The 23,570-nt window shown below is 70.5% G+C and carries 18 protein-coding genes; all 18 read right to left on the minus strand.

All coding sequences use genetic code 11. The features are described from left to right. Nucleotides 1–23: 23 nt before the first annotated feature. The 18 genes from Ani05nite_RS27405 to Ani05nite_RS27490 all read right to left on the minus strand — a co-directional run bounded on the left by Ani05nite_RS27405 (nt 24) and on the right by Ani05nite_RS27490 (nt 23,481). Nucleotides 24–4,214 carry a polymorphic toxin-type HINT domain-containing protein gene (locus tag Ani05nite_RS27405; protein ID WP_203772971.1) on the minus strand — a complete coding sequence of 1,397 codons (4,191 nt, stop codon included), beginning with the start codon at nt 4,212–4,214 and terminating at the stop codon, nt 24–26. Nucleotides 4,215–4,728: 514 nt separating this feature from the next. Further along, entirely contained in the window at nt 4,729–6,261 is a 1,533-nt protein-coding gene (gene nuoN / locus Ani05nite_RS27410; RefSeq protein WP_203772973.1) for an NADH-quinone oxidoreductase subunit NuoN, read from the minus strand. A gap of 2 nt (nt 6,262–6,263) precedes the next feature. After that, a complete protein-coding gene (locus Ani05nite_RS27415) occupies nt 6,264–7,802 on the minus strand; it encodes an NADH-quinone oxidoreductase subunit M (protein WP_203772975.1) in 1,539 nt (512 codons plus the stop codon). Next, on the minus strand, nt 7,799–9,724 hold the full coding sequence (gene nuoL / locus Ani05nite_RS27420) for an NADH-quinone oxidoreductase subunit L (protein ID WP_203772977.1): 1,926 nt from the start codon (nt 9,722–9,724) through the stop codon (nt 7,799–7,801). Before nuoL ends, Ani05nite_RS27415 begins: the two co-directional genes overlap by 4 nt. Before the next feature lie 12 nt (nt 9,725–9,736). Beyond that, a complete protein-coding gene (gene nuoK, locus Ani05nite_RS27425; RefSeq protein WP_203772979.1) occupies nt 9,737–10,036 on the minus strand; it encodes an NADH-quinone oxidoreductase subunit NuoK in 300 nt (99 codons plus the stop codon). Nucleotides 10,037–10,073: 37 nt separating this feature from the next. Beyond that, nucleotides 10,074–10,847 carry an NADH-quinone oxidoreductase subunit J gene (locus Ani05nite_RS27430; protein ID WP_203772981.1) on the minus strand — a complete coding sequence of 258 codons (774 nt, stop codon included), beginning with the start codon at nt 10,845–10,847 and terminating at the stop codon, nt 10,074–10,076. Continuing rightward, nucleotides 10,844–11,503 carry an NADH-quinone oxidoreductase subunit NuoI gene (nuoI, locus tag Ani05nite_RS27435; protein ID WP_203772983.1) on the minus strand — a complete coding sequence of 220 codons (660 nt, stop codon included), beginning with the start codon at nt 11,501–11,503 and terminating at the stop codon, nt 10,844–10,846. The genes Ani05nite_RS27430 and nuoI overlap by 4 nt, the downstream gene beginning before the upstream one ends. Nucleotide 11,504: 1 nt before the next feature. Beyond that, nucleotides 11,505–12,911, minus strand: coding sequence for an NADH-quinone oxidoreductase subunit NuoH (nuoH, locus tag Ani05nite_RS27440; RefSeq protein WP_203772985.1), 1,407 nt, complete (start codon nt 12,909–12,911; stop codon nt 11,505–11,507). A 55-nt stretch (nt 12,912–12,966) separates the two neighbouring features. After that, complete coding sequence (locus Ani05nite_RS27445; RefSeq protein WP_203772987.1) at nt 12,967–15,441, minus strand: NADH-quinone oxidoreductase subunit G; 2,475 nt, start codon at nt 15,439–15,441, stop codon at nt 12,967–12,969. Then, on the minus strand, nt 15,441–16,757 hold the full coding sequence (gene nuoF, locus Ani05nite_RS27450; RefSeq protein ID WP_203772989.1) for an NADH-quinone oxidoreductase subunit NuoF: 1,317 nt from the start codon (nt 16,755–16,757) through the stop codon (nt 15,441–15,443). Before nuoF ends, Ani05nite_RS27445 begins: the two co-directional genes overlap by 1 nt. Beyond that, nucleotides 16,754–17,917, minus strand: a complete 1,164-nt coding sequence (gene nuoE, locus Ani05nite_RS27455) for an NADH-quinone oxidoreductase subunit NuoE (protein ID WP_203772991.1) — start codon at nt 17,915–17,917, stop codon at nt 16,754–16,756. The genes nuoF and nuoE overlap by 4 nt, the downstream gene beginning before the upstream one ends. Next, a complete protein-coding gene (locus Ani05nite_RS27460) occupies nt 17,918–19,258 on the minus strand; it encodes an NADH-quinone oxidoreductase subunit D (protein ID WP_203772993.1) in 1,341 nt (446 codons plus the stop codon). After that, a complete protein-coding gene (locus tag Ani05nite_RS27465) occupies nt 19,255–19,947 on the minus strand; it encodes an NADH-quinone oxidoreductase subunit C (RefSeq protein WP_239130675.1) in 693 nt (230 codons plus the stop codon). The genes Ani05nite_RS27460 and Ani05nite_RS27465 overlap by 4 nt, the downstream gene beginning before the upstream one ends. Next, a complete protein-coding gene (locus tag Ani05nite_RS27470) occupies nt 19,944–20,615 on the minus strand; it encodes a NuoB/complex I 20 kDa subunit family protein (protein ID WP_203772995.1) in 672 nt (223 codons plus the stop codon). Before Ani05nite_RS27470 ends, Ani05nite_RS27465 begins: the two co-directional genes overlap by 4 nt. Nucleotides 20,616–20,620: 5 nt before the next feature. Beyond that, the gene (locus Ani05nite_RS27475; RefSeq protein ID WP_125811851.1) at nt 20,621–20,986 is read right to left on the minus strand and encodes an NADH-quinone oxidoreductase subunit A; all 366 of its coding nucleotides are present in this window, start codon (nt 20,984–20,986) and stop codon (nt 20,621–20,623) included. A 79-nt stretch (nt 20,987–21,065) separates the two neighbouring features. Continuing rightward, nucleotides 21,066–22,364 (minus strand): geranylgeranyl reductase family protein, encoded by a 1,299-nt coding sequence (locus tag Ani05nite_RS27480; protein ID WP_203772997.1) that lies wholly within the window; start codon nt 22,362–22,364, stop codon nt 21,066–21,068. 88 nt (nt 22,365–22,452) lie between these two features. Then, nucleotides 22,453–22,734 carry a hypothetical protein gene (locus Ani05nite_RS27485; protein WP_203772999.1) on the minus strand — a complete coding sequence of 94 codons (282 nt, stop codon included), beginning with the start codon at nt 22,732–22,734 and terminating at the stop codon, nt 22,453–22,455. Between the two features lie 51 nt (nt 22,735–22,785). Then, nucleotides 22,786–23,481 (minus strand): demethylmenaquinone methyltransferase, encoded by a 696-nt coding sequence (locus Ani05nite_RS27490; protein WP_275410647.1) that lies wholly within the window; start codon nt 23,479–23,481, stop codon nt 22,786–22,788. Nucleotides 23,482–23,570: the final 89 nt, after the last annotated feature.

Here is a 23,570-nt window from a genome sequence, read left to right on the forward strand (position 1 = left end):
CGTCCGGCGGCGGCTCGGCGCGATCATGGATGCCACGAGTTCGTGACGGCCTTCTTGAGCATCTCCAGGGTCTGCTTGTTGACCTCGGCGCCGAGCGGTGTGGCCGGATCGAGGTAGTAGAACGACCAGGTCACGTCCGCGTCGTCGGCGAGGTAGTCGCCCAGCCGGCCCTCACAGCGGGGGCACGGGGTCCGGTCCGAGTACAGCTCCTTGATCTTGCTGACCTCCTTGCCCTCGCCCCGCAGCTTGTTGATCTGCTCGATGATGAAGTCCTCCGAATGCTTGCCCTCGCCGTCACTCATGGCCTTGAGCAGCCGCTCCTGGCCGTCGACCTCGACCTTGGCCACGGCGACGTTCCGGGAGGGGTAGAAGGGCAGCGACCGGCGGAACTCCATGGCGGTCGTACCGAGCGCCGTGGACAGCCAGTTGACCTTGCGACCCAGGCAGTCGACGTTGTGCACCAGCAGGGCGGACGCGCCGGCCACGACGTAGTAGGTGTGGATGTCGTCGACGGTGAGGTCGTACATCTGCTGGTGTCCGGGGTGGGGCCGGACATCGGTCACCACGCCCGCGCGGCCGTCCTCCGTGCGCAGCGCGTCGTCGACCTTCAGGTCGCCGGCGTCCACCCACCCGAGGTCCGCGATGCGCCAGAACGGGTGGTTGTGGGTGGTGCGCACGACGAACTCGTCGCCCGCCGCGTCCCGGACGGTGACGTCCCTCAGGTCGGTGTCGGTGTGCTCGTGCACCCACGAGACCGTCCCGGTGGCCGGCCCGCCGGTGACCGGGTCGATACCGGTGACCCGGTCGCCCTCGCGTACCTGGTCGATCGGTTTGCTGCCGCCGCCGGCCAGCCGGACCGGGGTGTCCGCGGCGAAGCTGTGCCCGGTGGCGCAACCCTTCTCCGCCAGCGCCTTGGCCGCGTCGCCCTCCAGCTTCGCGAGCGCGCTGGCCTCCACCTCCGCGAGCCGTACGGCCGCGTAGGCCTCCTCGATGCCGATGCCGGTACGCATGGCGACCCGCAGCGTCATGACACTGCGCGCCGCCACCTTGAGCACGGCCGGCGCCGCGATGCTGCCCAGCGCCCAGGCGCAGGCCGTCTTCCAGTTCGGCTTCTCGGCCCGCGCACACTCGACGAAGTCGCTGACCATGCCGTACGCGAACTTGGTCATCAGGTCACGCCGGATCGCGCCCACGTCGATGCGCTCGGTACGCGTCTCGTGGATGTCCACGTCACCGACGCCGAGGTAGTCGATGGTGTAGGCGTCCGGGCAGGACGTGGCGGTCTGATCGGGGCAGGTCCGCACCAGGTAGGTGATCTGGCCGGTGATGTGGTGATCGACCTTCAGGTCACAGACGTTGATGTCGTTCCACGGGATGACGCAGTCGTCGTCCGGGGTCACCTCGTCCCTGATGTTGGGGACGATCTGCAGGCCGGCGGCTCCGCTCGGCCCCTCCCCGCTGATCGCCACGGCGAAGGCGTTGTTGCGCGCCTCGATCTCGGCCAGCACCTTGGCGCTCTCGGCCTGTTCCGCGGCCTCCCGCGCGTTGGCCGCCGCCAGCTCCGCCGCGTCGGCGTCCTTGTCGGCCTTGGCCGCCACGTCACGGGCGATCGCCGCGTCGGCCTCGGCCGCGTTGGCCGCCGCACGGGCCGACTGGGCATCGGCCTCGGCGGCGCTGGCCGCCTCCCGGGCCGCGGCGGCGTCGGCCTCCGCGGTGGTGGCTGCCCGGTCGGCCGCCGCGGCGTCCTCCTGGGCCTGGCGGTTGTACTCGGAGGTGCTCGCATCGGCCTTGATCGCGGCGGCCATGTCGGTCGCCGCCTGGGCCGCGTACACCTTGGTCTGCTGCAGTGCGGCCAGCGCGCGGGACACGTCCGCGGCCGCTTGCGCCGCGGCCACCGCCGCGGCCTTGGAGTCGGCCGCGGCCCGGTCGGCGGCCTGCTGCGCCGCGGTGGCCGCCCGCGCGGCCTCGGCGGCGCGGATCTGCGCCGTCGCCGCCTGCTGCTCGGCCAGGGTCTTGGCGTTCTGGCCGATCAGCACCGCCATCCCGGCGGACGCGTCGATCTCGCGGTACGCCGTGCCGATCGCGATGGCCGTGTTCGCCGGGTTGACCACGGCGGCCGCCGCGTCCCGCGCGCCGACCGCCGCCACGGATGCCGCGTACGCCCAGCCGGCCGACTTGCCGGCGTCGACCTGGGCCTCCCGGGCCAGCACCTTGGCCGCGGCGGCATCCGCCGCGGCGGCCACGGAGGCGGCCTGGGCCTTGCGTACTTCGGCCTGCGCGGCACGGACCGCGCCGGCGGCCTGCGCCGAGCCGGCGATCGCGTCGGCCGCCGCGGCGTGGGCGATGGCGGCCTGGGCGCTGGTGGTCACGGCGTCGGCCTGGGCGGCGTCGGAGGCCGCCCGGGCGCGTCCGGCCGCCGCGGTGGCCTGGGTGGCCGCCGCGCGGGCGGCCGAGGCGGCCGCGGTGGCGCTGTCGGCCGCCGACCGGGCGCTCGTCGCGGCCGTCGTCGCCTGATCGGCGTAGACCTGTGCCTCGTCGGCGGCCTTACGGGCCGCCTGGGCGTTGGCGGTGCCCTCGTCCGCGGACGCCTTCGCGTTCGCGGCCTGGGCCTTGGCCACCGCGGCGTCCTTGAGGTGTTCCGCGGTGACCGCGTCGCGGCGGGCGTTCACCGCGTCGGCCTCGGACTTCTCGGCCGCCGCCCGCTTCTGCGCCGCGGTTGTGCCCGCCGTCTCGGCATTCGTCCGGGCGGTCGCCGCGACGCTGCGCTGCTGCTCCGCCCGGCGTTCCGCCTCGGCTGCCTTGGCGCGCTCCTGGTCCGCCCGGGCCCGAGCGGCAGCCGCGTTGCGCTGCTCCTGCTCGGCGATGCCCCGCTTGGCGTGAGCGTCAGCGGCGGCCGCCTTCGCGACCTTCTCCGCCGCCTCGGCCCGGGCGCGACCGGAGGCCGCCTTCTCCGCGCCGGCCTTGGCCACCGCGACCTGGGTCACCGCGGCGTCGGCGGCCGCCTTGGCCTGCTTCGCGGCCTCCTCCGAGGCCGCCCGGCGGAACTGCGCCTGCAGCGCGTTCTCCTCGGCGCAGGCCTGCGCGAACAGGGCGCTGCTGGTCGCCGTGGTGGCCAGCGACGTCTTCTTGGCCGTCGCGATGGCCTTGGCCGCGGCCTCCGTCGCGGCCACCGCGGCCTTGGTCACCTGGACGGACTGCAGCGCGTAGGCCAGCCCGCGACCGCGTGGGGTGTGGTTGGCCGCGGCGATCTGCGCGGCCTGCTCCTGCGCGGCGTCGGCCTTGCCGGACTGGGCCTTGACCGAGGTCAGCGCGTTGTTGGCGATGACGAGCTGCTGGTCGATCGCGGTCTGGGTGCCCTTGAGGGCGGTGGTGAAGGCGGCCGGGGGCGTCCAGGTCGAGCCCATGCTCTTCTGGTACGCCAGCATCCGGTCGGCGATCCAGGCCTGCCCGACCGACTCGGTGAGGGCGGTGGACGCGTCGAACATGTCCTTCCAGGCCTGGGCCTCGGCCGCCACGATGGCGTTGCGCGGTGCGGCCTGCGCGTCGAGCTCGGCCTGCCACTCCGCCTGGGCCACCGAGGTGACGTCGACCAGCGCCCGGTAGGGATCGGCGGGGTTGCGGTAGTCGCAGCCGGCCCAGCGGGCCTTCAGCGACTCGACCTCCTGCCGGAACTCCGCGGAGTCGGCCACCGGCGCGTCCTTGGCGAACCCGCCGTACTGCAGGAACATGCGGGCGTCGTCGGCGGACATCCGCAGGGCGATCTCGGTCATGTCGACCGGCGACTCACCGTAGAGGGCGCCGAGGTCGACCTGCCATTGCCGCAGCGCGACCAGATACCGGTCGCTGGTCTTCTGCTCGGTGACCAACGCCTTGACCTTGTCCGTGGCGGCGGTGTTGGCCCGCGGCACGATGTCGGAATCGAGGGCGTCGTACGTGCGGTGGTCGCTGTTGCGGATGAATTGGCGCATCGCGGTGTCGAATTCCGGCACCCCGGACTGGTAGCTGAACTTGTTGATGACGGCGAGCCAGCGCTGCTCCTGCGCGGTCTCGAAACCGGCCGGCGGCGGCGAGGCGTTCCAGTCCTGCTGGGCCGCGGCGCCCAGCGGCGTGTCCCGGGCGTCGGCGCCGGTCAACGCGTCCCGGCGCGCGGTGTCGGTGGTCTCCAGGGCGGTCTTGGCCAGGCTGCGGACCTGCGGCCCGCCCTGATGGAGCACGACGCCGATGCGGACAACGGTCGGCGCGTGACTGCTCGCCGTCGCGGGTGCTGGGCGTCCAGTCGTTGAAGTTGGTGTGGGTGTTGGTGTAGTCGGTGTTGAACAGGCCGGTCCAGACGCTCCACTGTGGCCAGGCACTCCACTGCACCGTCGGCAGGCCGGCGGCGGCCGCGGAATTCTGCAGCGGTGGCGTGACGACCGCGGCGAGCCCGACCGCTATCGCGGCGGCGACGGTGACCGATCGACGAATGACCGCGCGAGTGCGCACAGCACTCCGCGGCCCTTTTCTGAGCCTCATTCAGTTATCCCCCGTGTCATGCGCGAGAACGCGCACAGTTGTGTGCCGGGGAGTTTATGATCTATGCGAATGCATGTATATGTGACACATGTCACTTGTCGGAAGGCGCTCGGGGGTCGGCGGAATCGACGTCACCGTGCATTCGAGAACGACCGATCCGGCAATGCGGAAGCCCCGGCCGGAAAGTCCGACCGGGGCCACCAGGAAGCAGACGAGCTAGCGCACGAACTGCGCCGCGTCGTTGGTGAGGTCCAGCAGCGGCGCCGGGATCACGCCGAGCGCCAGCGTCACGATCACGCCGATCACCAGCGCGGCCGAGGTCAGGAAGCCCGGGATGGACACCGTCGGGGTGCTCTCGCCCGGCTCGGACAGCCACATCATCACGATCACCCGCAGGTACGGGAACGCCAGCACCATGCTGGTGATCACGCCGACGATGACCAGCCAGGTCTGCCCGCCGTCGATGGCCGCCCCGAAGACCGCGAACTTGCTGGTGAAGCCGCTGGTCAGCGGGATGCCGGCGAAGGCCAGCATGATGAACGAGAAGACGCCGGCGTACAGCGGGCTCTTGCGGCCCAGGCCCGCCCAGCGGGACAGGTGGGTCGCCTCGCCCTCCGCGTCGCGGACCAGCGAGACGATGCCGAACGCGGCCAGCACCGAGAAGCCGTACGCCACCAGGTAGAACATCGTGCTGGACAGGCCCTCCTTGTTGAGCGCCAGAACGCCCACCAGCAGATAGCCCGCATTGGCGATCGACGAGTACGCCAGCAGCCGCTTCATGTCCGTCTGGGTGACCGCCAGGACCGCGCCGATCAGCATGGTCAGGATCGCAATCACGCCGAGGACCGGCTGGAAGTCCCAGCGCACCCCGTCGAACGCCACGTAGAGGATGCGCAGCAGCGCCCCGAACGCGGCGACCTTGGTGCACGCCGCCATCAGCGCCGTGATCGGCGTGGGCGCGCCCTGGTACACGTCCGGCGTCCACACGTGGAACGGCGCCGCCGCGCCCTTGAACAGCAGGCCGATCGCCACCAGGGCGAGGCCGCCGAAGAGCAGCACCTCGTTGCGCTGCGGGTCGGCGACCGCCGCGTGGATCGACGCCAGGTCGACCGCGCCGGCGAAGCCGTAGATCAGCGCCACGCCGAACAGGAAGAACGCCGACGCGTACGAGCCGAGCAGGAAGTACTTGAGCGCCGCCTCCTGGCTGAGCAGGCGCCGGCGCCGGGCCAGCGCGCACAGCAGGTAGAGCGGCAGCGACAGGACCTCGAGCGCGACGAACATCGTCAGCAGGTCGTTCGCGGCCACGAAGAGCAGCATGCCGCCGATCGAGAAGATCGTCAGCGGGTAGACCTCGGTGGCGCCGGGCTGGCCGCCCGCCTGCTTCAGGTCCTTGTCCGACCCGACGGTGATCGCGGCCTGGGAGACGAACGCGCCGCCGGCCTCGACCGCGCGCTCGCCGATCAGCAGCATCGACACCACGCCCAGCAGCAGGATGCTGCCCCACAGGAACACCGTGGGGCCGTCGATGGCCACCGCGCCGCCGATGGTGACGACCCGGGTGTTGCGGGTCAGGATGACCGCGGCCAGCGCCGCCACCAGCGAGGCCAGCGCGAGGGTCAGCTGCACCCCGTGCCGCCGGCCGCGCGGCAGGACCGCCTCGAGCAGCACGCCGAGGCAGGCCGCTCCGAACAGGATCAACATCGGCGACAGCGCGCCATAGTTGATCTCCGGCAGTTTGAGGTCTCCCATGGCTACGGCGCCACCTTTCCGTTTGCGACCGCCGTCGGCGCCGGGTCGGTCGTGCCCACGTCCTGCATGGTGGCCTCGACCGCCGGGTTGATCACGTCGGTGACCGGCTTCGGGTAGAAGCCGAGAATCAGCAGCAGGAGCACCAGCGGCGCGACCACGATCTTCTCGCGCAGGCTGATGTCCTTGTGCATCGCCGGTACCTCGGTGAGCGCCGGGTTCAGCGTGCCCTGCGTGGTGCGCTGGAACATCCACAGCACGTAGGCGGCGGCCAGGATGATGCCCACGGTGGCGATGACCGCGTACACCTTGTGCACCGTGAACGTGCCGATCAGCACCAGGAACTCGCTGACGAACGGCGCGGTGCCGGGCAGCGCCAGCGAGGCCAGGCCGGCGAAGAACAGCACGCCGGCCAGCACCGGGACCAGCTTGCCGGCCCCGCCGAAGTCGCTGACCAGCGCCGAGCCGCGCCGCGCGACGAACATGCCGACGACCAGGAACAGCAGGCCGGTGGCCAGGCCGTGGTTGACCATGTAGAGCACCGAGCCGGTGCCGGCCTGGGTGGTGAAGGCGAAGATGCCGATGCCGATGAACCCGAAGTGGGCGATCGACGTGTACGACACCAGCCGCTTCAGGTCGTTCTGGCCGACCGCCAGCAGCGCGGCGTAGATGATCCCGATGACCCCGAGGATCAGCGCCGCCGGGGCGAACCAGCGCGACGCCTCCGGGAACAGCGGGAGGCAGTAGCGCAGGATGCCGAACGTGCCGACCTTGTCCAGCACACCGACCAGCAGGGCGGCGGCCGGCGCCGGGGCGGCCACACCGGCGTCGGGCAGCCAGGTGTGGAACGGGAAGAACGGCGCCTTGACCGCGAACGCGATGAAGAACCCGAGGAACAGCCAGCGGGCCGTGTTGGTGTCGAACGCCGCGGAGACGTCGCTGAGCTTCTGCCAGTCGAACGTGTGCCCGCCCACGACCCAGAGCCCGATCACCGCGGCCAGCATGAACAGGCCGCCGACCAGCGAGTACAGGAAGAACTTGACCGCCGCGTACTGCCGCCGGGCGCCGCCGTAGGAGCCGATGATGAAGTACATCGGCACCAGCATGACCTCGAAGAACACGTAGAACAGGAACACGTCGGCGGCCGCGAAGACGCCGATCATCGTGCACTCGAGGGCGAGCAGCAGGGCGAAGTACGTCGGCACGGACCGCTGGGTCTCGTCGACGTCGTTCCACGAGGCCAGGATCACCGCCGGCACCAGGATCGCGATCAGCAGCAGCATCACCAGGGCGATGCCGTCCGCGGCGAACGTGAACCGGGCGTCCCAGGTGGGGATCCACTGGTAGGACTCGCGGAACTGGAAGCGGTCGCCGCCGGCCTCGAAGACGATCCACATGACGACGCTCAGCGCGAGCACCGCCAGCGACCAGCCCAGGGCGATCGTCTTGGCGAGTTGCGCCCTGGTCTTCGGGATGAAGGCCACCACCGCCGCCCCCACCAGGGGGAACAGCGTCAGGATGGACAGGAACGGAAAGTCGGTCACGCCAACCATCCCAACTGGATCGCGAGGAAGGCACCGACGACCAGGACTACGCCGGTGAGCATGGACAACGCGTACGAGCGGACGAAACCGGTCTGCAGTCGGCGCAGGCGACCCGAGCTGCCGCCGACGGCGGCCGCGAGGCCGTTCACCGCGCCGTCGATGCCCTTGTTGTCGAGGAAGACCAGCGCGCGGGTGAGGTAGATGCCGGGCCGCTCGAACACCGCCTCGTTGAAGGCATCGGTGTAGAGGTTGCGGCGGGCCGCGGTGACGAGCACCCCGGCCGGCTCCGGCTCCTCGGCGGTGCCGTTGCGGAACAGCGCCCAGGCCAGCCCCGCACCCAGCAGGGTGACGAGGATGCTCAGGGTGGTCAGCAGCCAGTGCGCGAGGACCGGCTCGGCCTCGGCCTGCTCCTGACCGAACACCGGCTCCAGCCAGTCCGGCACGGAGGTCGACATCAGGAAGCCGGCGCCGATCGAGCCCACGGCCAGCAGCATCAGCGGCACGGTCATGATGTACGGCGACTCGTGCGGCTCGTGGATGTCCTCGGTCCACCGCTTCGGACCGTGGAACGTCAGCACGAACAGCCGGGTCATGTAGAAGGCGGTCAGGCCGGCGCCGAGCAGGGCCGCCGAGCCGTACAGCCAGGCCGTCCAGCCCTCGCGCTCGAAGGCCGCCACGATGATCGGCTCCTTGGAGAAGAAGCCGGACAGCGGCGGGATGCCGATGATCGCGAGCCAGCCCATCATGAAGGTGAGCCAGGTCCACTTCATGTACTTGCTGAGCCCGCCGAACCGGCGGATGTCCACCTGGTCGTGCATGCCGTGCATGACGGAGCCGGCGCCCAGGAACATGTTGGCCTTGAAGAAGCCGTGCGCGAGCAGGTGGATGATCGCCAGCGCGTACGCGCCGCCGCCGAGCCCGACGCCGAGGAACATGTAGCCGATCTGGCTGACCGTGGACCAGGCCAGCACGCGCTTGATGTCGTCCTTGGCCGCGCCGATGACGCAGCCCAGCAGCAGGGTGAGCGCGCCGACGCTGACCACCACGGTCTGCAGCGTGTGGTTGGCCGTGAAGATCGCGTTGGAGCGGGCGATCAGGTAGACGCCGGCGGTGACCATCGTCGCCGCGTGGATCAGGGCCGAGACCGGGGTCGGGCCCTCCATCGCGTCGGGCAACCAGGCCTGCAGCGGGAACTGACCGGACTTACCGGCCGCGCCGAGCAGCAGCAGGATGCCCATGACCAGCACCGTGCCGCCGGACAGCGCGCTGACCCCGGTGAAGACCTCGTCGTACTGGGTGGTGCCCAGCGTGGCGAACATCAGGAAGATGCCGATGGCCAGGCCGGCGTCGCCGACCCGGTTCATCAGGAACGCCTTCTTGCCCGCGGTGGCCGCGGACGGGCGGGTGTACCAGAAGGAGATCAGCAGGTACGACGCCAGGCCGACGCCCTCCCAGCCGAAGTAGAGCATCACGTAGTTGTTGCCCAGGACCAGCAGCAGCATCGCGGCGACGAAGAGGTTGAAGTAGGCGAAGAACTTCCGCCGCCCCTCGTCGTGCTCCATGTAGTCCACCGCGTACAGGTGGATCAGCGATCCGACCCCGGTGATCAGCAGGACGAAGACGCCGGACAGCGGGTCGAAGAGCAACCCGAAGTCGACGTGCAGCCCACCGACGGCGATGAAGTCCCACAGGCTCTGCTCCGCCGAGCGCCGCTCCGCGTCCAGGCCGCCCAGCTGGAAGAACATGAGCAGGCCGAGCACGAAGGTCGAGGCCACCGCCAGGACGCCGAGCCAGTGCCCCCACTTGTCGGCCTTGCGGCCCAGCAGGAGCAGGACCGCGGCGCTGGCCAGCGGAATGGCCACCAGCAGCCAGATTCCGCTCAGCAGCCCCGTCGCGTGGGCATACTCCACTGTCTGTTCCACGTGAAGGCCCCTTTAGTACTTGAGGAGGTTGGCGTCGTCGACGCTGGCCGAGCGCCGCGTTCGGAAGATCGACATGATGATGGCCAGCCCGATGACGACCTCGGCCGCCGCTACCACCATCACGAAGAACGAGATGATCTGGCCGTCGAGCGTGCCGTTGATCCGGCTGAAGGTCACCAGCGCGAGGTTCGCGGCGTTCAGCATCAGCTCGATGCACATGAACAGCACGATCGCGTTGCGGCGGACCAGCACACCGGCGGCGCCGATGGTGAAGAGGATCGCCGCCAGCACGAGATAGTAATCAGGTGTCACTTCGCTGAACCGCCCTTTGATCGTTTCGGCTGCGCCGTCACTTCTCGGTCCCCTTCGGTGCGAGCTCCTGCTCGGTCAGCTCGCGCACGGGCAGGATCGCCGAGATGCTGCGCTCGGACCCGTTGCCGTCCGGCAGGCGGGCCGGCGCGGCGACCGACATGGTGTTCGCGTAGACACCCGGGCCGGCCTTCGCCCCCGGGTACGAGCCCGGCCGGAAACGCGCCTTCATGCGCGTCACCTGGTCGGCGATGTCCGCCTTGGCCCGCTCGACGTGGGCCATCACCATGGCGCCGACGGCCGCCGTGATCAGCAGCGCGGAGGTGACCTCGAAGGCGAAGACGTACTTGGTGAACAGCAGGCGGGCGATGCCCTGGACGTTGCCGCCCGCGGCGCTGTTCGCCTCGGCCAGCCCGACGACCTCGGCCCCGCCCAGCGAGCGGGCCAGGCCCGTCGCGACGAGCACGCCGAACGCGACGCCGAGCAGGATGGCCGCGATCCGCTGCCCGCGCAGGGTCTCGATCAGCGAGTCGGACGCATCCCGGCCGACCAGCATCAGCACGAACAGGAACAGCATCATGATGGCGCCGGTGTAGACGATGATCTGCACCGCGCCCAGGAACGGCGCCTGGTTGATGACGTAGATGAAGCCCAGGCACAGCATCGTGACGACCAGCCACAGGGCCGAGTGCACCGCGTTGCGCGCGATGACCATGCCCAGGCCGCCGATGACGGCGAGCGTGCCCAGGATCCAGAAGCCCCACTCCTCGCCGGTGGAGACCTGGCCGGCCGCCTCGGCCGCGAACGCGATCATCGTGCCGCCTCCTTCGCGACCTCGCCGGTGGCGCCGGCCCGGCGGACCGTGCCCGCCGTCTCCGGCCGGCTCGCCGGGTCGACGGCCGTCGCCGCGTCCTCGGTGCCCGCGTCCGACCAGGGCGCGCGCTCGGCGCCGGCCGAGGTGCCCGGGTTGGTCAGGGCGCCGAGGTAGTAGTCCTTGTCGGTGTCGCCCAGCCGCATCGGGTGCGGCGGCTGCTCCATGCCGGGCAGCAGCGGGGCCAGGAGCTCCTTCTTGGTGAAGATGAGGTCCTGGCGGCTGTCGCGGGCCAGCTCGTACTCGTTGCTCATGGTCAGCGAACGGGTCGGGCAGGCCTCGATGCACAGTCCGCAGAAGATGCACCGGGCATAGTTGATCTGGTAGATGCTGGCGTACCGCTCACCGGGCGAGAAGCGCTGCTCGTCGGTGTTGTCGCCACCCTCGACGTAGATCGCGTCCGCCGGGCAGGCCCAGGCGCACAGCTCGCAGCCGATGCACTTCTCCAGGCCGTCCGGGTGCCGGTTGAGGATGTGCCGCCCGTGGTAGCGCGGCGCCGGCGTCGGCGGGGTGAACGGGTAGTCGGTGGTGATGACCTTGCGGAACATGTGCGCGAAGGTCACCCCGAAGCCCTTGAACGAGCCGGTGAACGTTCCCACGTCACACCTCCTTGTCTGACGTGTCGTTCACGGTGTCGTCCGGGCCAGCGGTGGCGCCGCCGACCGTGGCCGGCTGCCGCTCGGCGACCGCGCGGCGGGCGCGTGGACTCGGTGGGACCTGCAGGTCCATCGGCGGGACGGGGAAGCTGCCCGGGGGCCGGGCCGCCAGTTGCTCCTCGATGGAGAACTCCCGTTCCTTCTTGCTGGCCGGCCAGAGCAGCGCGATGCCGAGCACCACCACCGCCGCGGCGAGGTAGACGAGCCAGCGGGCGCCGCCGTCGATCCGGTCGTTGGTCACCCGGACGCCGGCCAGGAAGAGGATCCAGACCAGGTTGACCGGGATGAGCACCTTCCAGCCGAAGCGCATGAACTGGTCGTAGCGCATCCGGGGCAGGGTGGCCCGCAGCCAGATGAACCCGAAGAGCAGCAGCAGCACCTTGCCGAGCCACCAGATCAGCGGGAACCAGCCGGAGTTGGCGCCCTCCCAGAAGGTGGTGATCGGCCACGGGGCCCGCCAGCCGCCCAGGAACAGCGTGGTCGCGAAGGCCGAGACGGTGATCATGTTGATGTACTCGGCCAGGAAGAACAGCGCGAACTTGAACGACGAGTACTCGGTGTGGAAGCCGCCGACCAGCTCGGACTCCGCCTCGGGCAGGTCGAACGGGGCCCGGTTGGTCTCGCCGACCGCCGCGATGCAGTAGATGACGAAGCTGGGCAGCAGCAGGACCGCGTACCAGCTCGGCGGGGTGGGGCTCCAGCCGAAGATGTCGAATGCCGTGGTGGGGTCGTTGCCCGCCTGCGCGGCGACGATCTGCGAGGTGCTCATGGTGCCCGCGGTCATGAAGACCGCCACGATGCTCAGGCCCATCGCGACCTCGTACGAGATCATCTGCGCGCTCGACCGCAGGCCGCCGAGCAGCGGGTACGTCGAGCCCGACGCCCAGCCGGCCAGCACCACGCCGTAGACCGCCATGGACGAGCAGGCCAGCAGCACCAGCACGGACACCGGCACGTCGGTGAGCTGGAGCGCCGTCTTGTGGCCGAGGATCGAGACGACCGGCCCGAACGGGATCACCGAGAACGCGGTGAACGCCACCGTCGCCGAGATCACCGGCGCGATGAAGTACACCACCTTGTCGGCGGTCTTCGGGATGATCTCCTCCTTGAACGGCAGCTTGACGCCGTCCGTGAGGCTCTGCAGCCAGCCCTTGGGCCCGACCTGGTTGGGGCCCGGCCGGACCGCCATCCGGGCCACGACCTTGCGCTCATAGTTGATCGTGAAGAGCGTCAGCAGCAGCAGGATGACGAAGACACCCAGCAGCTTGATCAGGACGATCCACCAGACGTCGTTCTCGAACGTCTGCAGGGTCGGGTCCTGAGCCTTCGCCAGGATCATCGTGGAATTCATGCTGCACCTCCTCCGTCATGCCTTCCTGGCCCTTGCTTCGCTGCGGTGCAGTCAGTCATGACAAAGCCCCCTGAGCGAGGATCGGGCCGGGCTGGCCGGCGCTGAGCCGGACCACCGCACCCGAGGTGACGCCGAGGCTGCGACGCAGCGTCGAGCCCGGCGAGTTCGTGGGCAGCCACACCACCTGCGGGGGCAGATCGGTGATCGCCGCGGGAAGGGTGATCGCGCCGCGGTCGGTGCCGACCGTGACGGCGTCGCCGTCGGCCACGCCGAGCGACTCCGCGAGCCCCTTGCCGAGCCGGACCACCGGGGTGCGGGCCGTGCCGGCCAGCACCTCGTCGCCGTCGAGCATGGAGCCGAGGTCGATCAGGTGGTGCCAGGACGCGAGGACGGCCTCCCGGGCGCCGACCTGGGGCAGCGCGGCGGCGGCCACGGCCGGCGCGGCCGGGCGGCCGGAGCGGCTCGCGGGCATCGTGCCCAGCTCACGCCGGATCGCGCCGACGTCGCCGGTGCCGAGGGTGGCCCCCATCAGCGCCGCCACGGCCTCCAGCACCCGGCCGTCGGCCATCGCGGTGGTGTTGAGCACGGCGTCGAAGGTGCGCAGCCGGCCCTCCCAGTCCATGAAGGTGCCCGGCTTCTCGGCGGCCGGGGCGACCGGCAGCACGACGTCGGCGCGGCGGGTGACCGCGCTCTGCCGCAGCTCCAGGCTGACCAGGAACGGCACCGCGTCGAGGGCCTGCTCGGCCAGCCGCGGGTCGGCCAGGTCGGCCGGGTCCACGCCGGCGACCAGCAGGCCGCCGAGGGTGCCGTCCGCCGCGGCCGCGACGATCGCGTCCGTGTCCCGCCCGACCGTGCCGGACAGGGCGCCGGCGTCGACGTCCCAGGCCGCGGCCAGCTCGGTGCGGGCGCCGGCGTCGGTGACCGGACGGCCGCCGGGCAGCAGGTTGGGCAGGCAGCCCGCGTCCACCGCACCACGGTCGCCCGCGCGCCGCGGAACCCAGGCCAGCCGGGCACCGGTGCGGTCGGCCAGCGCGGCGGCGGCCGACAGGCCACCGGGCACGCTCGCGAGCCGCTCGCCGACGATCAGCAGGGCGCCGGGAACGGCGAGCGCCGCGGCGACCGCCGCGTCGGTGCCAAGCAGCCGGGCCTCGTCACCGGGCACGGCCGCGACCAGCGTCGCGCCGAGCTTCTCGAAGCCCCGGCTCAGGTACGGCGCCACGGCCGTGACCTTGAGGTTCTTCTTCCCGTGCCCCTTGCGCAGGCGCAGGAAGAGGATCGGGCACTCCTCCTCGGGCTCGAGCCCGACGATGACCGCGGACGGCGCGTTCTCCACGTCGGTGTAGGTCACGTCGGTGACCCCGGCGACCGAGGAGGCCAGGAAGTCCGCCTCCTCCGCCGACAGCGGGCGGGCCCGGAAGTCGATGTCGTTGGTGCCGAGCGCCACCCGGGCGAACTTCGCGTACGCGTACGCGTCCTCGACCGTGAGCCGGCCGCCGGTCAGCACGCCGACGCCGCGACCCTTCGCCGCCTGCAGACCCTCGGCCGCCGCCAGCAGCGCCTCGCTCCAGGACGCCTCGCGCAGCTGGCCGCTCTTGGCGTCGCGGACCATCGGGGTGGTGATGCGGTCGTAGCCGGTGGTGTAGCGGAAGCCCCACCGGCCCTTGTCGCAGTTCCACTCCTCGTTGACCGCCGGGTCGTCGCCGGCCAGGCGCCGCAGCACCTTGCCCCGCCGGTGGTCGGCCCGCATCGCGCAACCGGCCGCGCAGTGCTCGCAGGCGGTCGGCGAGGAGACCAGGTCGAACGGGCGGGCCCGGAACCTGTACTGCTCGCCGGTGAGCGCGCCGACCGGGCAGATCTGGATCGTGTTGCCGGAGAAGTACGAGTTGAACGCGACATCGCCCGCGCCGTCACCGACCTGACCGTCGCCGGTGCCGTCGCCGCCAAAGAAGTCGTCGCGGTAGACGTTGATCTGCTCGCCGGACGAGCGGTCCATCAGGTCGATGAACTTGTCCCCGGCGATCTCCTCGGAGAAGCGGGTGCAGCGCTGGCAGAGGATGCAGCGCTCGCGGTCCAGCAGCACCTGGCTGGAGATGTGGATCGGCTTCTCGTACTCGCGCTTGTGCTCGTGGAAGCGCGAGTCGGCGCGGCCGTTCGACATGGCCTGGTTCTGCAGCGGGCACTCGCCGCCCTTGTCGCAGGTCGGGCAGTCGAGCGGGTGGTTGGCCAGCAGCAGCTCCATCACGCCGCCCTGGGCCTTGGCGGCGACCGGCGAGGTGAGCTGGGTCTTGACCACCATGCCCTCGGCCACCGTCTGGGTGCAGGACGCGACCGGCTTGCGCTGGCCCTCCACCTCGACCAGGCACTGGCGGCACGCGCCGGCCGGGGCCAGCAGCGGGTGGTCGCAGAACCGCGGGATCGCGATGCCCATCCGCTCGGCGACCCGGATGACCAGCTCGCCCTTGGCGGCGGTCACCTCCACGCCGTCGACGGTCAGCGTGACCTCGTCGGTCTTCTTGGCCACATCGGTCATCAGTGCGCTCCTACCAGGGCCTTCTCGGACAGCCGCGGGGCGGTCCGGCCCTCGATGTAGTCGAGGTAGTCCTGCCGGAAGAACTTGAGCGTCGACATGACGGGCGTCGCCGCGCCGTCGCCGAGGCCGCAGAACGACCGGCCGAAGATGTTGTCCGCGGTGTCCTGCAGGGTGTCCAGGTCCTGGACGGTGCCCTGGCCGGACAGGATCCGGCGGTACGTGCGGACCATCCAGTAGTTGCCCTCGCGGCACGGGGTGCACTTGCCGCAGGACTCGTGGTGGTAGAACTCCAGCCAGCGCCAGGTCGCGTACACCGGGCAGTCCTGGTCGGAGAAGATCTGCATCGCCGTGGTGCCCAGGATCGAGCCCGCCGCCGCCACGCCCTCGAAGTCCATCGGGGTGTCGATGTGCTCGGCCGTCAGCAGCGGCGTCGACGAGCCGCCGGGCGTCCAGAACTTCAGGTTGTGGCCGGGCTTCATGCCGCCGGCCAGCTCGATCAGCTCGCGCAGGGTGATGCCCAGGCCGCACTCGTACTGGCCCGGGTTGGCGATCCGGCCGGAGAGCGAGTAGATCATCGGGCCGGACGACTTCTCCGTGCCCATGCTCTTCCACCAGTCCGCGCCACCCAGCACGATGTACGGCACCGACGCGATGGTGCCGACGTTGTTGACCACCGTCGGGCTCGCGTACAGGCCGGCGATCGCGGGGAAGGGCGGGCGCAGCCGGGGCTGGCCGCGGAAGCCCTCGAGCGAGTCCAGCAGCGCCGTCTCCTCGCCGCAGATGTACGCGCCCGCACCGCTGTGCACGACGAGCTCCAGGTCGAACCCGGAGCCGAGGATGTTCTCGCCGAGATAGCCCCGGGCGTACGCCTCCTTGATGGCGTTGCGCAGCCGGCGGGCGGCGTGCACGGCCTCGCCGCGGATGTAGATGAACGCCCGGCTGGCCCGGATCGCGTAGGCCGCGATGATCGCACCCTCGATCAGCGAGTGCGGGTCGTACGTCATCAGCGGCAGGTCCTTGCAGGTGCCCGGCTCGCCCTCGTCGGCGTTGATGACCAGGTAGTGCGGCTTGCCGTCGCCCTGCGGGATGAAGCCCCACTTGAGACCGGTGGGGAAGCCCGCGCCGCCGCGACCGCGCAGGCCGGAGTCCTTGATGAGCTGGATCAGGTCGTCGGGGTGGACGTCCAGCGCCTTGCGGACCGCGGCGTAGCCGTCGAGCCGCTCGTAGGTGTCGATCTGCCAGGCGTCCGGCGACAGCCAGCGCTTGGTGAGGACGGGGGTGAGCTTCTGGAGAACCTCACGCCGGGGCTGAGTCACTTCTTCTCCTCGTTGCCGCGCCGAGCGTTCTGCCGCTTGTGCGCGGCCGTGCTGTCGCTCACGATGCTCTCGCCCCGCTCCCCGTCGCCGGCGGGCTTGCCGTCGCCGGCCGGCTGGTTGTCCGCGACGCCGGCAGCCTCGGCGGCGTTGCTGGGTGCCGGGGTGCCGTCGGGCAGGCCGGCCGTCGTCGCGCCGGGAGCCGGGGTGGAGGCGTCGGGCTGGCGCGCCTCGGCCGCCCGTACCTCCGGGTCCTTGTCGTCGCCGGCCTTGACCGGGGCGCCGGCCTTGCGGTGCTCGACCTTGTCGACCACGGTGGCCGCCGCGGCCTTGACCTTGGAGGCCACGTTGGCGATGAGGCCGCCGTGCTTCTCCTCGGCCGGCCGGGCGGCGGGAACCGGGCCCGGGTCCTTGACCGCCCTGGCGGAGTCGTCGCGGGCCGGCTTGGTGGTGGTGATCGGGGTGTCGATGTTGAAGTTGGCCACCGCGACGCCGTGCTCCTGGGCCAGCGTCACGCCGCGCAGCGTGGGCGCCCCGGCCGGGCCGTCGGCGACGGCGCCGTCCCGCTCGTCGGCGAAGCCGGCCAGCTGCACCTGCATCTCCTTGAGCGAGCAGATCCGTGCGCCGCGGCTCGGCATCGGCCGCTCGCCCTTGCGCAGCTGCTCGACCAGCTCCACCGCCGCCTGCGGGGTGGTGTTGTCGACCGCGAAGTCGTAGTTGACCGTCACGACCGGCGCGTAGTCGCAGGCCGCGAGGCACTCGGCGTGCTCCAGGGTGATCTTGCCGTCGGCCGTGGTCTCGTCGTGCCCCACGCCGAGGTGCTCGACGAGGCCGTCGTACACCTCCTGGCCGCCGAGCACGTTGCACAGCGTGTTGGTGCAGACGCTGACCAGGTATTCGCCGGTCGGCTTGCGCTTGTACATGGTGTAGAACGTCGCCACCGCGCCGACCTGGGCCTTGTTGATGCCCAGGATCTCGGCGCAGAACGCGACGCCGTTGGGGCTGACGTAGCCCTCCTCGGTCTGCACCAGGTGCAGCAGCGGGAGCAGCGCCGAACGCTCACGACCCGCCGGGTAGCGCGCGAGGATCTCGCGCGCCGGCTCCAGGAGCTTCTCGGCCAGCGGCGCTGCGGCCGGGGAGAAGTCCACAGTCACGTCTGACATTTAGCGGTCACACCCACCCATCACGGGGTCCAGGGAGGCGCCGCCGGCGATGACGTCGGCCAGCAGCGCGCCCTCGGCCATCGCGGGGATGGCCTGGAGGTTCACAAAGCTCGGATCGCGGTAGTGCACCCTGTACGGGTGGGTGCCACCGTCGGAGACGGCGTGCACACCGAGCTCACCGCGCGGGTGCTCGATCCCGACGTAGACCTGGCCGGGCGGCACCCGGAAGCCCTCGGTCACGAGCTTGAAGTGGTGGATCAGCGACTCCATCGACTGACCCATGATCTTGGCGACGTGCTCGAGCGAGTTGCCCATGCCGTCGACGCCCACGGCCAGCTGGGCCGGCCAGGCGATCTTCTTGTCCGCGATCATGACCGGGCCGGGCTTGAGCCTGTCCAGCGCCTGCTCGACGATCTTCAGCGACTCCCGGATCTCCGCCATCCGGACCAGGTAGCGGCCCCAGACGTCGGCGGAGGTGGCCGTCGGCACGTCGAACTCGTAGTCCTCGTACCCGCAGTACGGCATGGTCTTGCGCAGGTCCCAGGCCAGGCCGGCCGAGCGCAGCACCGGGCCGGTGATGCCCAGCGAAAGACAGCCCGTCACGTCCAGGACGGCGACGCCCTGGGTGCGCTCCTGCCAGATGACCTGGCCGGAGAGCATGGCCTCGTATTCCTTGAGCTTCTTGGGCAGGTAGACGAGCAGGTCCCGGATCTTGCGGATCGCCGAGTCCGGGATGTCCTGCGCGACCCCGCCCGGGCGGATGTACGCGTGGTTCATCCGCAGGCCCGAGGTCTCCTCGAAGATGTCGAGGATGTACTCCCGCTCGCGGAAGCCGTACAGCATCATCGAGATCGCGCCGAGCTCCATGCCCGTGGTGGCGATCCAGACCAGGTGCGACGAGATCCGGTTGAGCTCCATGAAGAGCACCCGGATGGTGTTCGCCCGCTCGGTGATGTCGTCGGTGATGCCGAGCAGCTTCTCGACCGCCAGGCAGTAGCCGGTCTCGTTGAACAGCGGCGCCAGGTAGTCCATCCGGGTCACGAAGGTCGTGCCCTGGGTCCAGTTGCGGTACTCCAGGTTCTTCTCGATGCCGGTGTGCAGGTAACCGACCACGGGCCGGACCTGGGTGACGGTCTCGCCCTCGAGCTCCAGCACCAGCCGCAGCACGCCGTGCGTCGACGGGTGCTGCGGGCCCATGTTGACGACGATCTTCTCGTTGCTGAGCGGGTCGATGCCGCCGGTGATGGTGTCCCAGTCACCGCCGGTGACGTTGAAGACCCGGCCCTCGGTGGTCTCGCGCTCGGTGGCGTACCCGGCTCCGCTGGTCGTCTGGCTTGTCATTGGTAGACCCTCCGCTGGTCCGGCGGCGGAATTTCGGCGCCCTTGTACTCGACGGGCACGCCGCCGAGCGGATAGTCCTTGCGCTGCGGGTGGCCCTCCCAGTCATCCGGCATGAGGATCCGGGTGAGGTTGGGGTGGCCGGCGAAGACGACACCGAACATGTCGTAGACCTCGCGCTCCTGCCAGTCGGCAGTGGGGTACACGCTGGTCACGGTGGGCAGGCTGACCCCGTCGGCCACCGCCGCCTCCAGCCGGACCCGGCGCCGGTACGTCATGGAGGTGAGCTGGTACGACACGTGGAAGCGGCGGTTGTCGCTGCCCAGGTAGTCGACCGCGTCCACCGAGGAGCACAGCTCGAAGCGCAGCGACTCGTCGTCGCGCATGATCTGGCAGACCTCGGCGATCCGCTCCGGCTTGATGTGCAGGGTCAGCTCACCGCGGTCGACGACGACCTTCTCGATCGCGTCGGCGAAGCCCGGGTAGGCCTCCTCCAGCGCGTCGTGGACCTCGTCGAAGTAGCCGCCGAACGGGCGCGGGGTGTCGGCGGTGGTCGGCCGCCGGCGGACCAGGCCACCGAAGCCGGAGACGTCGCCGGTGCCCTGGATGCCGAACATGCCCTTGTCGGGGCTGGGCGGCAGCTCCGCCGGGGAGCCGAGATTGGCCCCTTCGGGAGTCGATTCGACGCTCACTTACCATCCTCCCGCAGGTGCGGTTGCAGCTTCATCCAGTTCTCGATGCGCAGCTGCTCCTCGCGGCCCTCCTTGACGGCCTGCGTCCACTCGGCCCGGCGGACCTTGTCCACCCGGTACGAGGACGGCATGGCGCCGGGGGCGACGACCGGCATCTTGCCCGCGGCCTTGCGGGCCTCGAGCATCTTGCGGCCGTTCGGGCCGAGCGGGGCGGCCATGACCTTCTCGCGCATCTTGAGGATCGCGTCGATCAGCATCTCGGGCCGCGGCGGGCAGCCCGGCAGGTAGATGTCGACCGGGACGATGTGGTCGACGCCCTGCACGATCGCGTAGTTGTTGAACATGCCGCCCGACGAGGCGCAGACGCCCATCGAGATCACCGAGCGCGGCTCGGGCATCTGGTCGTAGATCTGCCGCACGACCGGCGCCATCTTCTGGCTCACCCGGCCGGCGACGATCATCAGGTCGGCCTGCCGCGGCGAGGCCCGGAAGACCTCCATGCCCCAGCGGCCGAGGTCGTAGTGCGGACCGCCGGCCGCCATCATCTCGATGGCGCAGCAGGCCAGGCCGAAGGTGGCGCCCCAGAACGACGACTTGCGGGCCCAGTTGGAAAGCTTCTCCACCGAGGTCAGCAGGATGCCGCTCGGTAGCTTCTCTTCGATTCCCATATCAGTCAGTCCCAGTTCAATCCGCCGCGTCGCCACACGTACGTGTAGGCGATGAAGACAGTGACGATGAAGAGGACCATCTCGACGAAGCCGAACAGGCCGAGCGCCTCGAAGGACACCGCCCACGGGTAGAGGAAGATGGTCTCGATGTCGAAGACGATGAACAGCATCGCGGTCAAGTAGAACTTGACCGGGAAGCGGCCGCCACCGATGGGCTGCGGCGCCGGCTCGATGCCGCACTCGTACGCATCGAGCTTGGCCCGGTTGTACCGCTTCGGGCCGACGATCGGCGCGATCGACACCGAGAACAAGGCGAAGAGCGCGCCGAGAATCAGCAGCCCGACGATCGGTACGTAGGGATTGAGCGTCATACCGTCTCCTGCTCGACTGTTAGCCGCTTCACACTATTAATCCGCTTTGGCGTCCGGTCGACCGGGGTCCCGATGTCTTTCATACCGCCGGTGCGACCTTCGTCAGGCCGTTGATGATGCGGTCCATGGCGTCCCCGTCCCGCGGATCCGTCAGATTCGCCAGCAACTTGAGCACGAAGCGCATCAGGGTCGGGTGCGGCATGCCGTGCTTGGTGGCGATCCGCATGATCTGCGGGTTGCCGATCAGCTTCACGAAGACCCCACCGAGGCGGTAGTACCCCCCGAAACGGACCTTCAACTCCGCCGGGTACGCCTGCAGGGCACGCTCGCGGTCGGCCCCGGCCGGGCGCGCGAGGGCCTGGACGGCCACCTCGGCGGCCAGCTCGCCGGACTCCATCGCGTACGCGATGCCCTCACCGTTCATGGGGTTGACCATGCCACCGGAGTCGCCGACCAGCATGACGCCGCGCGTGTAGTGCGGCACGCGGTTGAAACCCATCGGCAGCGCGGCGCCCAGGATCGGGCCGTCGGCGTTGGCCTCGCCGCGCAGGCCCCACTCCTCGGGCGTGGTGTTCAGCCAGTCGGTGAGCATGGCCCGGTAGTTGGTGCGGCCGAAGGCGCTGGAGGAGTTGAGGATGCCCAGGCCCGCGTTCACCCGGCCGTCGCCGAGGCCGAAGATCCAGCCGTACCCGGGCAGCAGCCGGTCGCGGTCCTGCGCGCTGCGCAGCTCCAGCCAGGACTCCAGGTAGTCGTCCTCGGCGCGCACCGGCGACTGGTAGTAGCGCCGGACGGCGACGCCGAGCGGGCGGTCGTCCCGCTTGGCGAGCCCCATGGCGAGCGGGAACTTGCCGGACACGCCGTCCGCCGCGATCACCAGCGGGGCGCGATACTGGACCGGTTCCTTGCCGGGGCCGGCCTTGGCCTCGACACCGATGGCGCGACCGTCGTCGTCGAGCACCGGCCCGGTGACGTTGACGCCGGTGCGCAGCAGGGCGCCGGCTTCCACCGCGCGCTGGGCCAGCATGTCGTCGAAGTCCAGGCGGGTGCGCACGAGACCGTAGTTGGGGAAGCTGGCGAGCTCCGGCCAGTCCAGCTCGAGACGGACGCCGCCGCCGATCACCCGCAGGCCGCGATTGTGCAGCCAGCCGGCCTTCTCGGAGGTGTCGACGCCCATCCGGATCAGCTGCCGGGTCGCGCGTGGAGTGAGCCCGTCGCCGCAGACCTTCTCGCGCGGGAACTCGGTCTTCTCCAGCAGCAGGACCCGCAGGCCGTGCCGCGCCATGTGGTACGCCGCGGCGGAGCCGCCCGGCCCTGCCCCGACCACGATCACGTCGGCCTCGTCGGCGACGGTTCCTCCTGCGGTAGCGAGGTCGTTCACGGCTCACCTCCGTCAAGCGCGGGCTCGTGAAACAGTTCACAAGCCAGCCCAGGTCGGAGTCTAAGACGGCCATCGAAGCGGATAGGGGTTAGGGAACCCTAACTGTTTCGGAACTGTTCCGGCTCTTCGCGAGAGCACGCTGCAGGACCTCGCGGGCGACTCCGTCCAGGTGCTCGGAAAACGTACCGCCCATCGCGGCGTCGAGCGCGACGATCAGCTCATCCACCAACCGCTGCGCCTGTTCCGGGTCCCGCACGGCCACCAACCGGATACGATGCGCCAGCTCCAGGGCCCGTCGCTCGCCCTCGTCACGGTCGTCGATCGGGACGTCGATGTCCGAGTCGTCGACCGCGCAGTCGATTGTCGTCATGGCCCGAGTCAAACACCCCGCACCCGCCTGAACCGGGCAAACAACTATTTTCTAGATCTTCGTGGCCCGGTGCAGGGCAACGACCCCACCGGTCAGGTTGCGCCACCCGACCCGGCTCCACGGGCCCGCGCCCGCGATGCGGGCGGCCAGCCCGGCCTGGTCCGGCCAGGCCCGGATGGACTCGGCCAGATAGACGTACGCCTCCGGGTTGCTCGACACGCCGCGGGCCACCGAGGGCAGGCTGCGCATCAGGTACGACAGGTAGACGGTGCGGAACGCCGCGTTGGTCGGGTGGCTGAACTCGCACACCACCAGACGCCCGCCCGGCCGGGTGACCCGGCCCAGCTCCCGCAGCGCCGCGCCGGTGTCGACGACGTTGCGCAGGGCGAAGGAGATCGTCACCGCGTCGAAGGCCGCATCGGGGAACGGCAGCTTCAGGGCGTCCCCGGCGACCAGGGGCACGGTCCGGCCGGCGGCACGCCCGGCCCGCAGCATGCCGGTGGAGAGGTCGGCGCCCACCGCGTACGCCCCCGAGCGGCCCAGCTCCTCGGTCGACACCCCGGTGCCCGCGCCCACGTCGAGCACCCGCTCGCCCGGGCGCAGGCCGAGCGCCGCCCGGGTGGCCCGGCGCCAGCCGCGGTCCTGCCCGAAGGAGAGCACCGTGTTGGTCAGGTCGTACCGCTCGGCCACGCCGTCGAACATCTCGGCGACCTCGTGCGGCTGCTTGTCCAGATCTGCGCGCGTCACGCCCGCAACTCTGCCAGGCGGGGACACAGAACGGGCGGGATGGTGACCCATCCCGCCCGTTCTTCGTGCGTTATATATACGACCGCCAT

Origin of the sequence: Actinoplanes nipponensis (genome assembly GCF_016862275.1) — a bacterium.
Lineage (GTDB): Bacteria > Actinomycetota > Actinomycetes > Mycobacteriales > Micromonosporaceae > Actinoplanes > Actinoplanes nipponensis.

What these genes read in the sequence shown, in the direction of transcription:
- Ani05nite_RS27460 (WP_203772993.1), bottom strand. Translation starts at nt 19,258, where the DNA reads ATGACAAGCCAGACGACCAGCGGAGCCGGGTACGCCACCGAGCGCGAG.
- Ani05nite_RS27485 (WP_203772999.1), bottom strand. Translation starts at nt 22,734, where the DNA reads ATGACGACAATCGACTGCGCGGTCGACGACTCGGACATCGACGTCCCG.
- nuoE (WP_203772991.1), bottom strand. Translation starts at nt 17,917, where the DNA reads ATGTCAGACGTGACTGTGGACTTCTCCCCGGCCGCAGCGCCGCTGGCC.
- Ani05nite_RS27470 (WP_203772995.1), bottom strand. Translation starts at nt 20,615, where the DNA reads ATGGGAATCGAAGAGAAGCTACCGAGCGGCATCCTGCTGACCTCGGTG.
- Ani05nite_RS27445 (WP_203772987.1), bottom strand. Translation starts at nt 15,441, where the DNA reads ATGACCGATGTGGCCAAGAAGACCGACGAGGTCACGCTGACCGTCGAC.
- Ani05nite_RS27475 (WP_125811851.1), bottom strand. Translation starts at nt 20,986, where the DNA reads ATGACGCTCAATCCCTACGTACCGATCGTCGGGCTGCTGATTCTCGGC.
- Ani05nite_RS27430 (WP_203772981.1), bottom strand. Translation starts at nt 10,847, where the DNA reads ATGATCGCGTTCGCGGCCGAGGCGGCCGGCCAGGTCTCCACCGGCGAG.
- nuoH (WP_203772985.1), bottom strand. Translation starts at nt 12,911, where the DNA reads ATGAATTCCACGATGATCCTGGCGAAGGCTCAGGACCCGACCCTGCAG.
- nuoN (WP_203772973.1), bottom strand. Translation starts at nt 6,261, where the DNA reads ATGGGAGACCTCAAACTGCCGGAGATCAACTATGGCGCGCTGTCGCCG.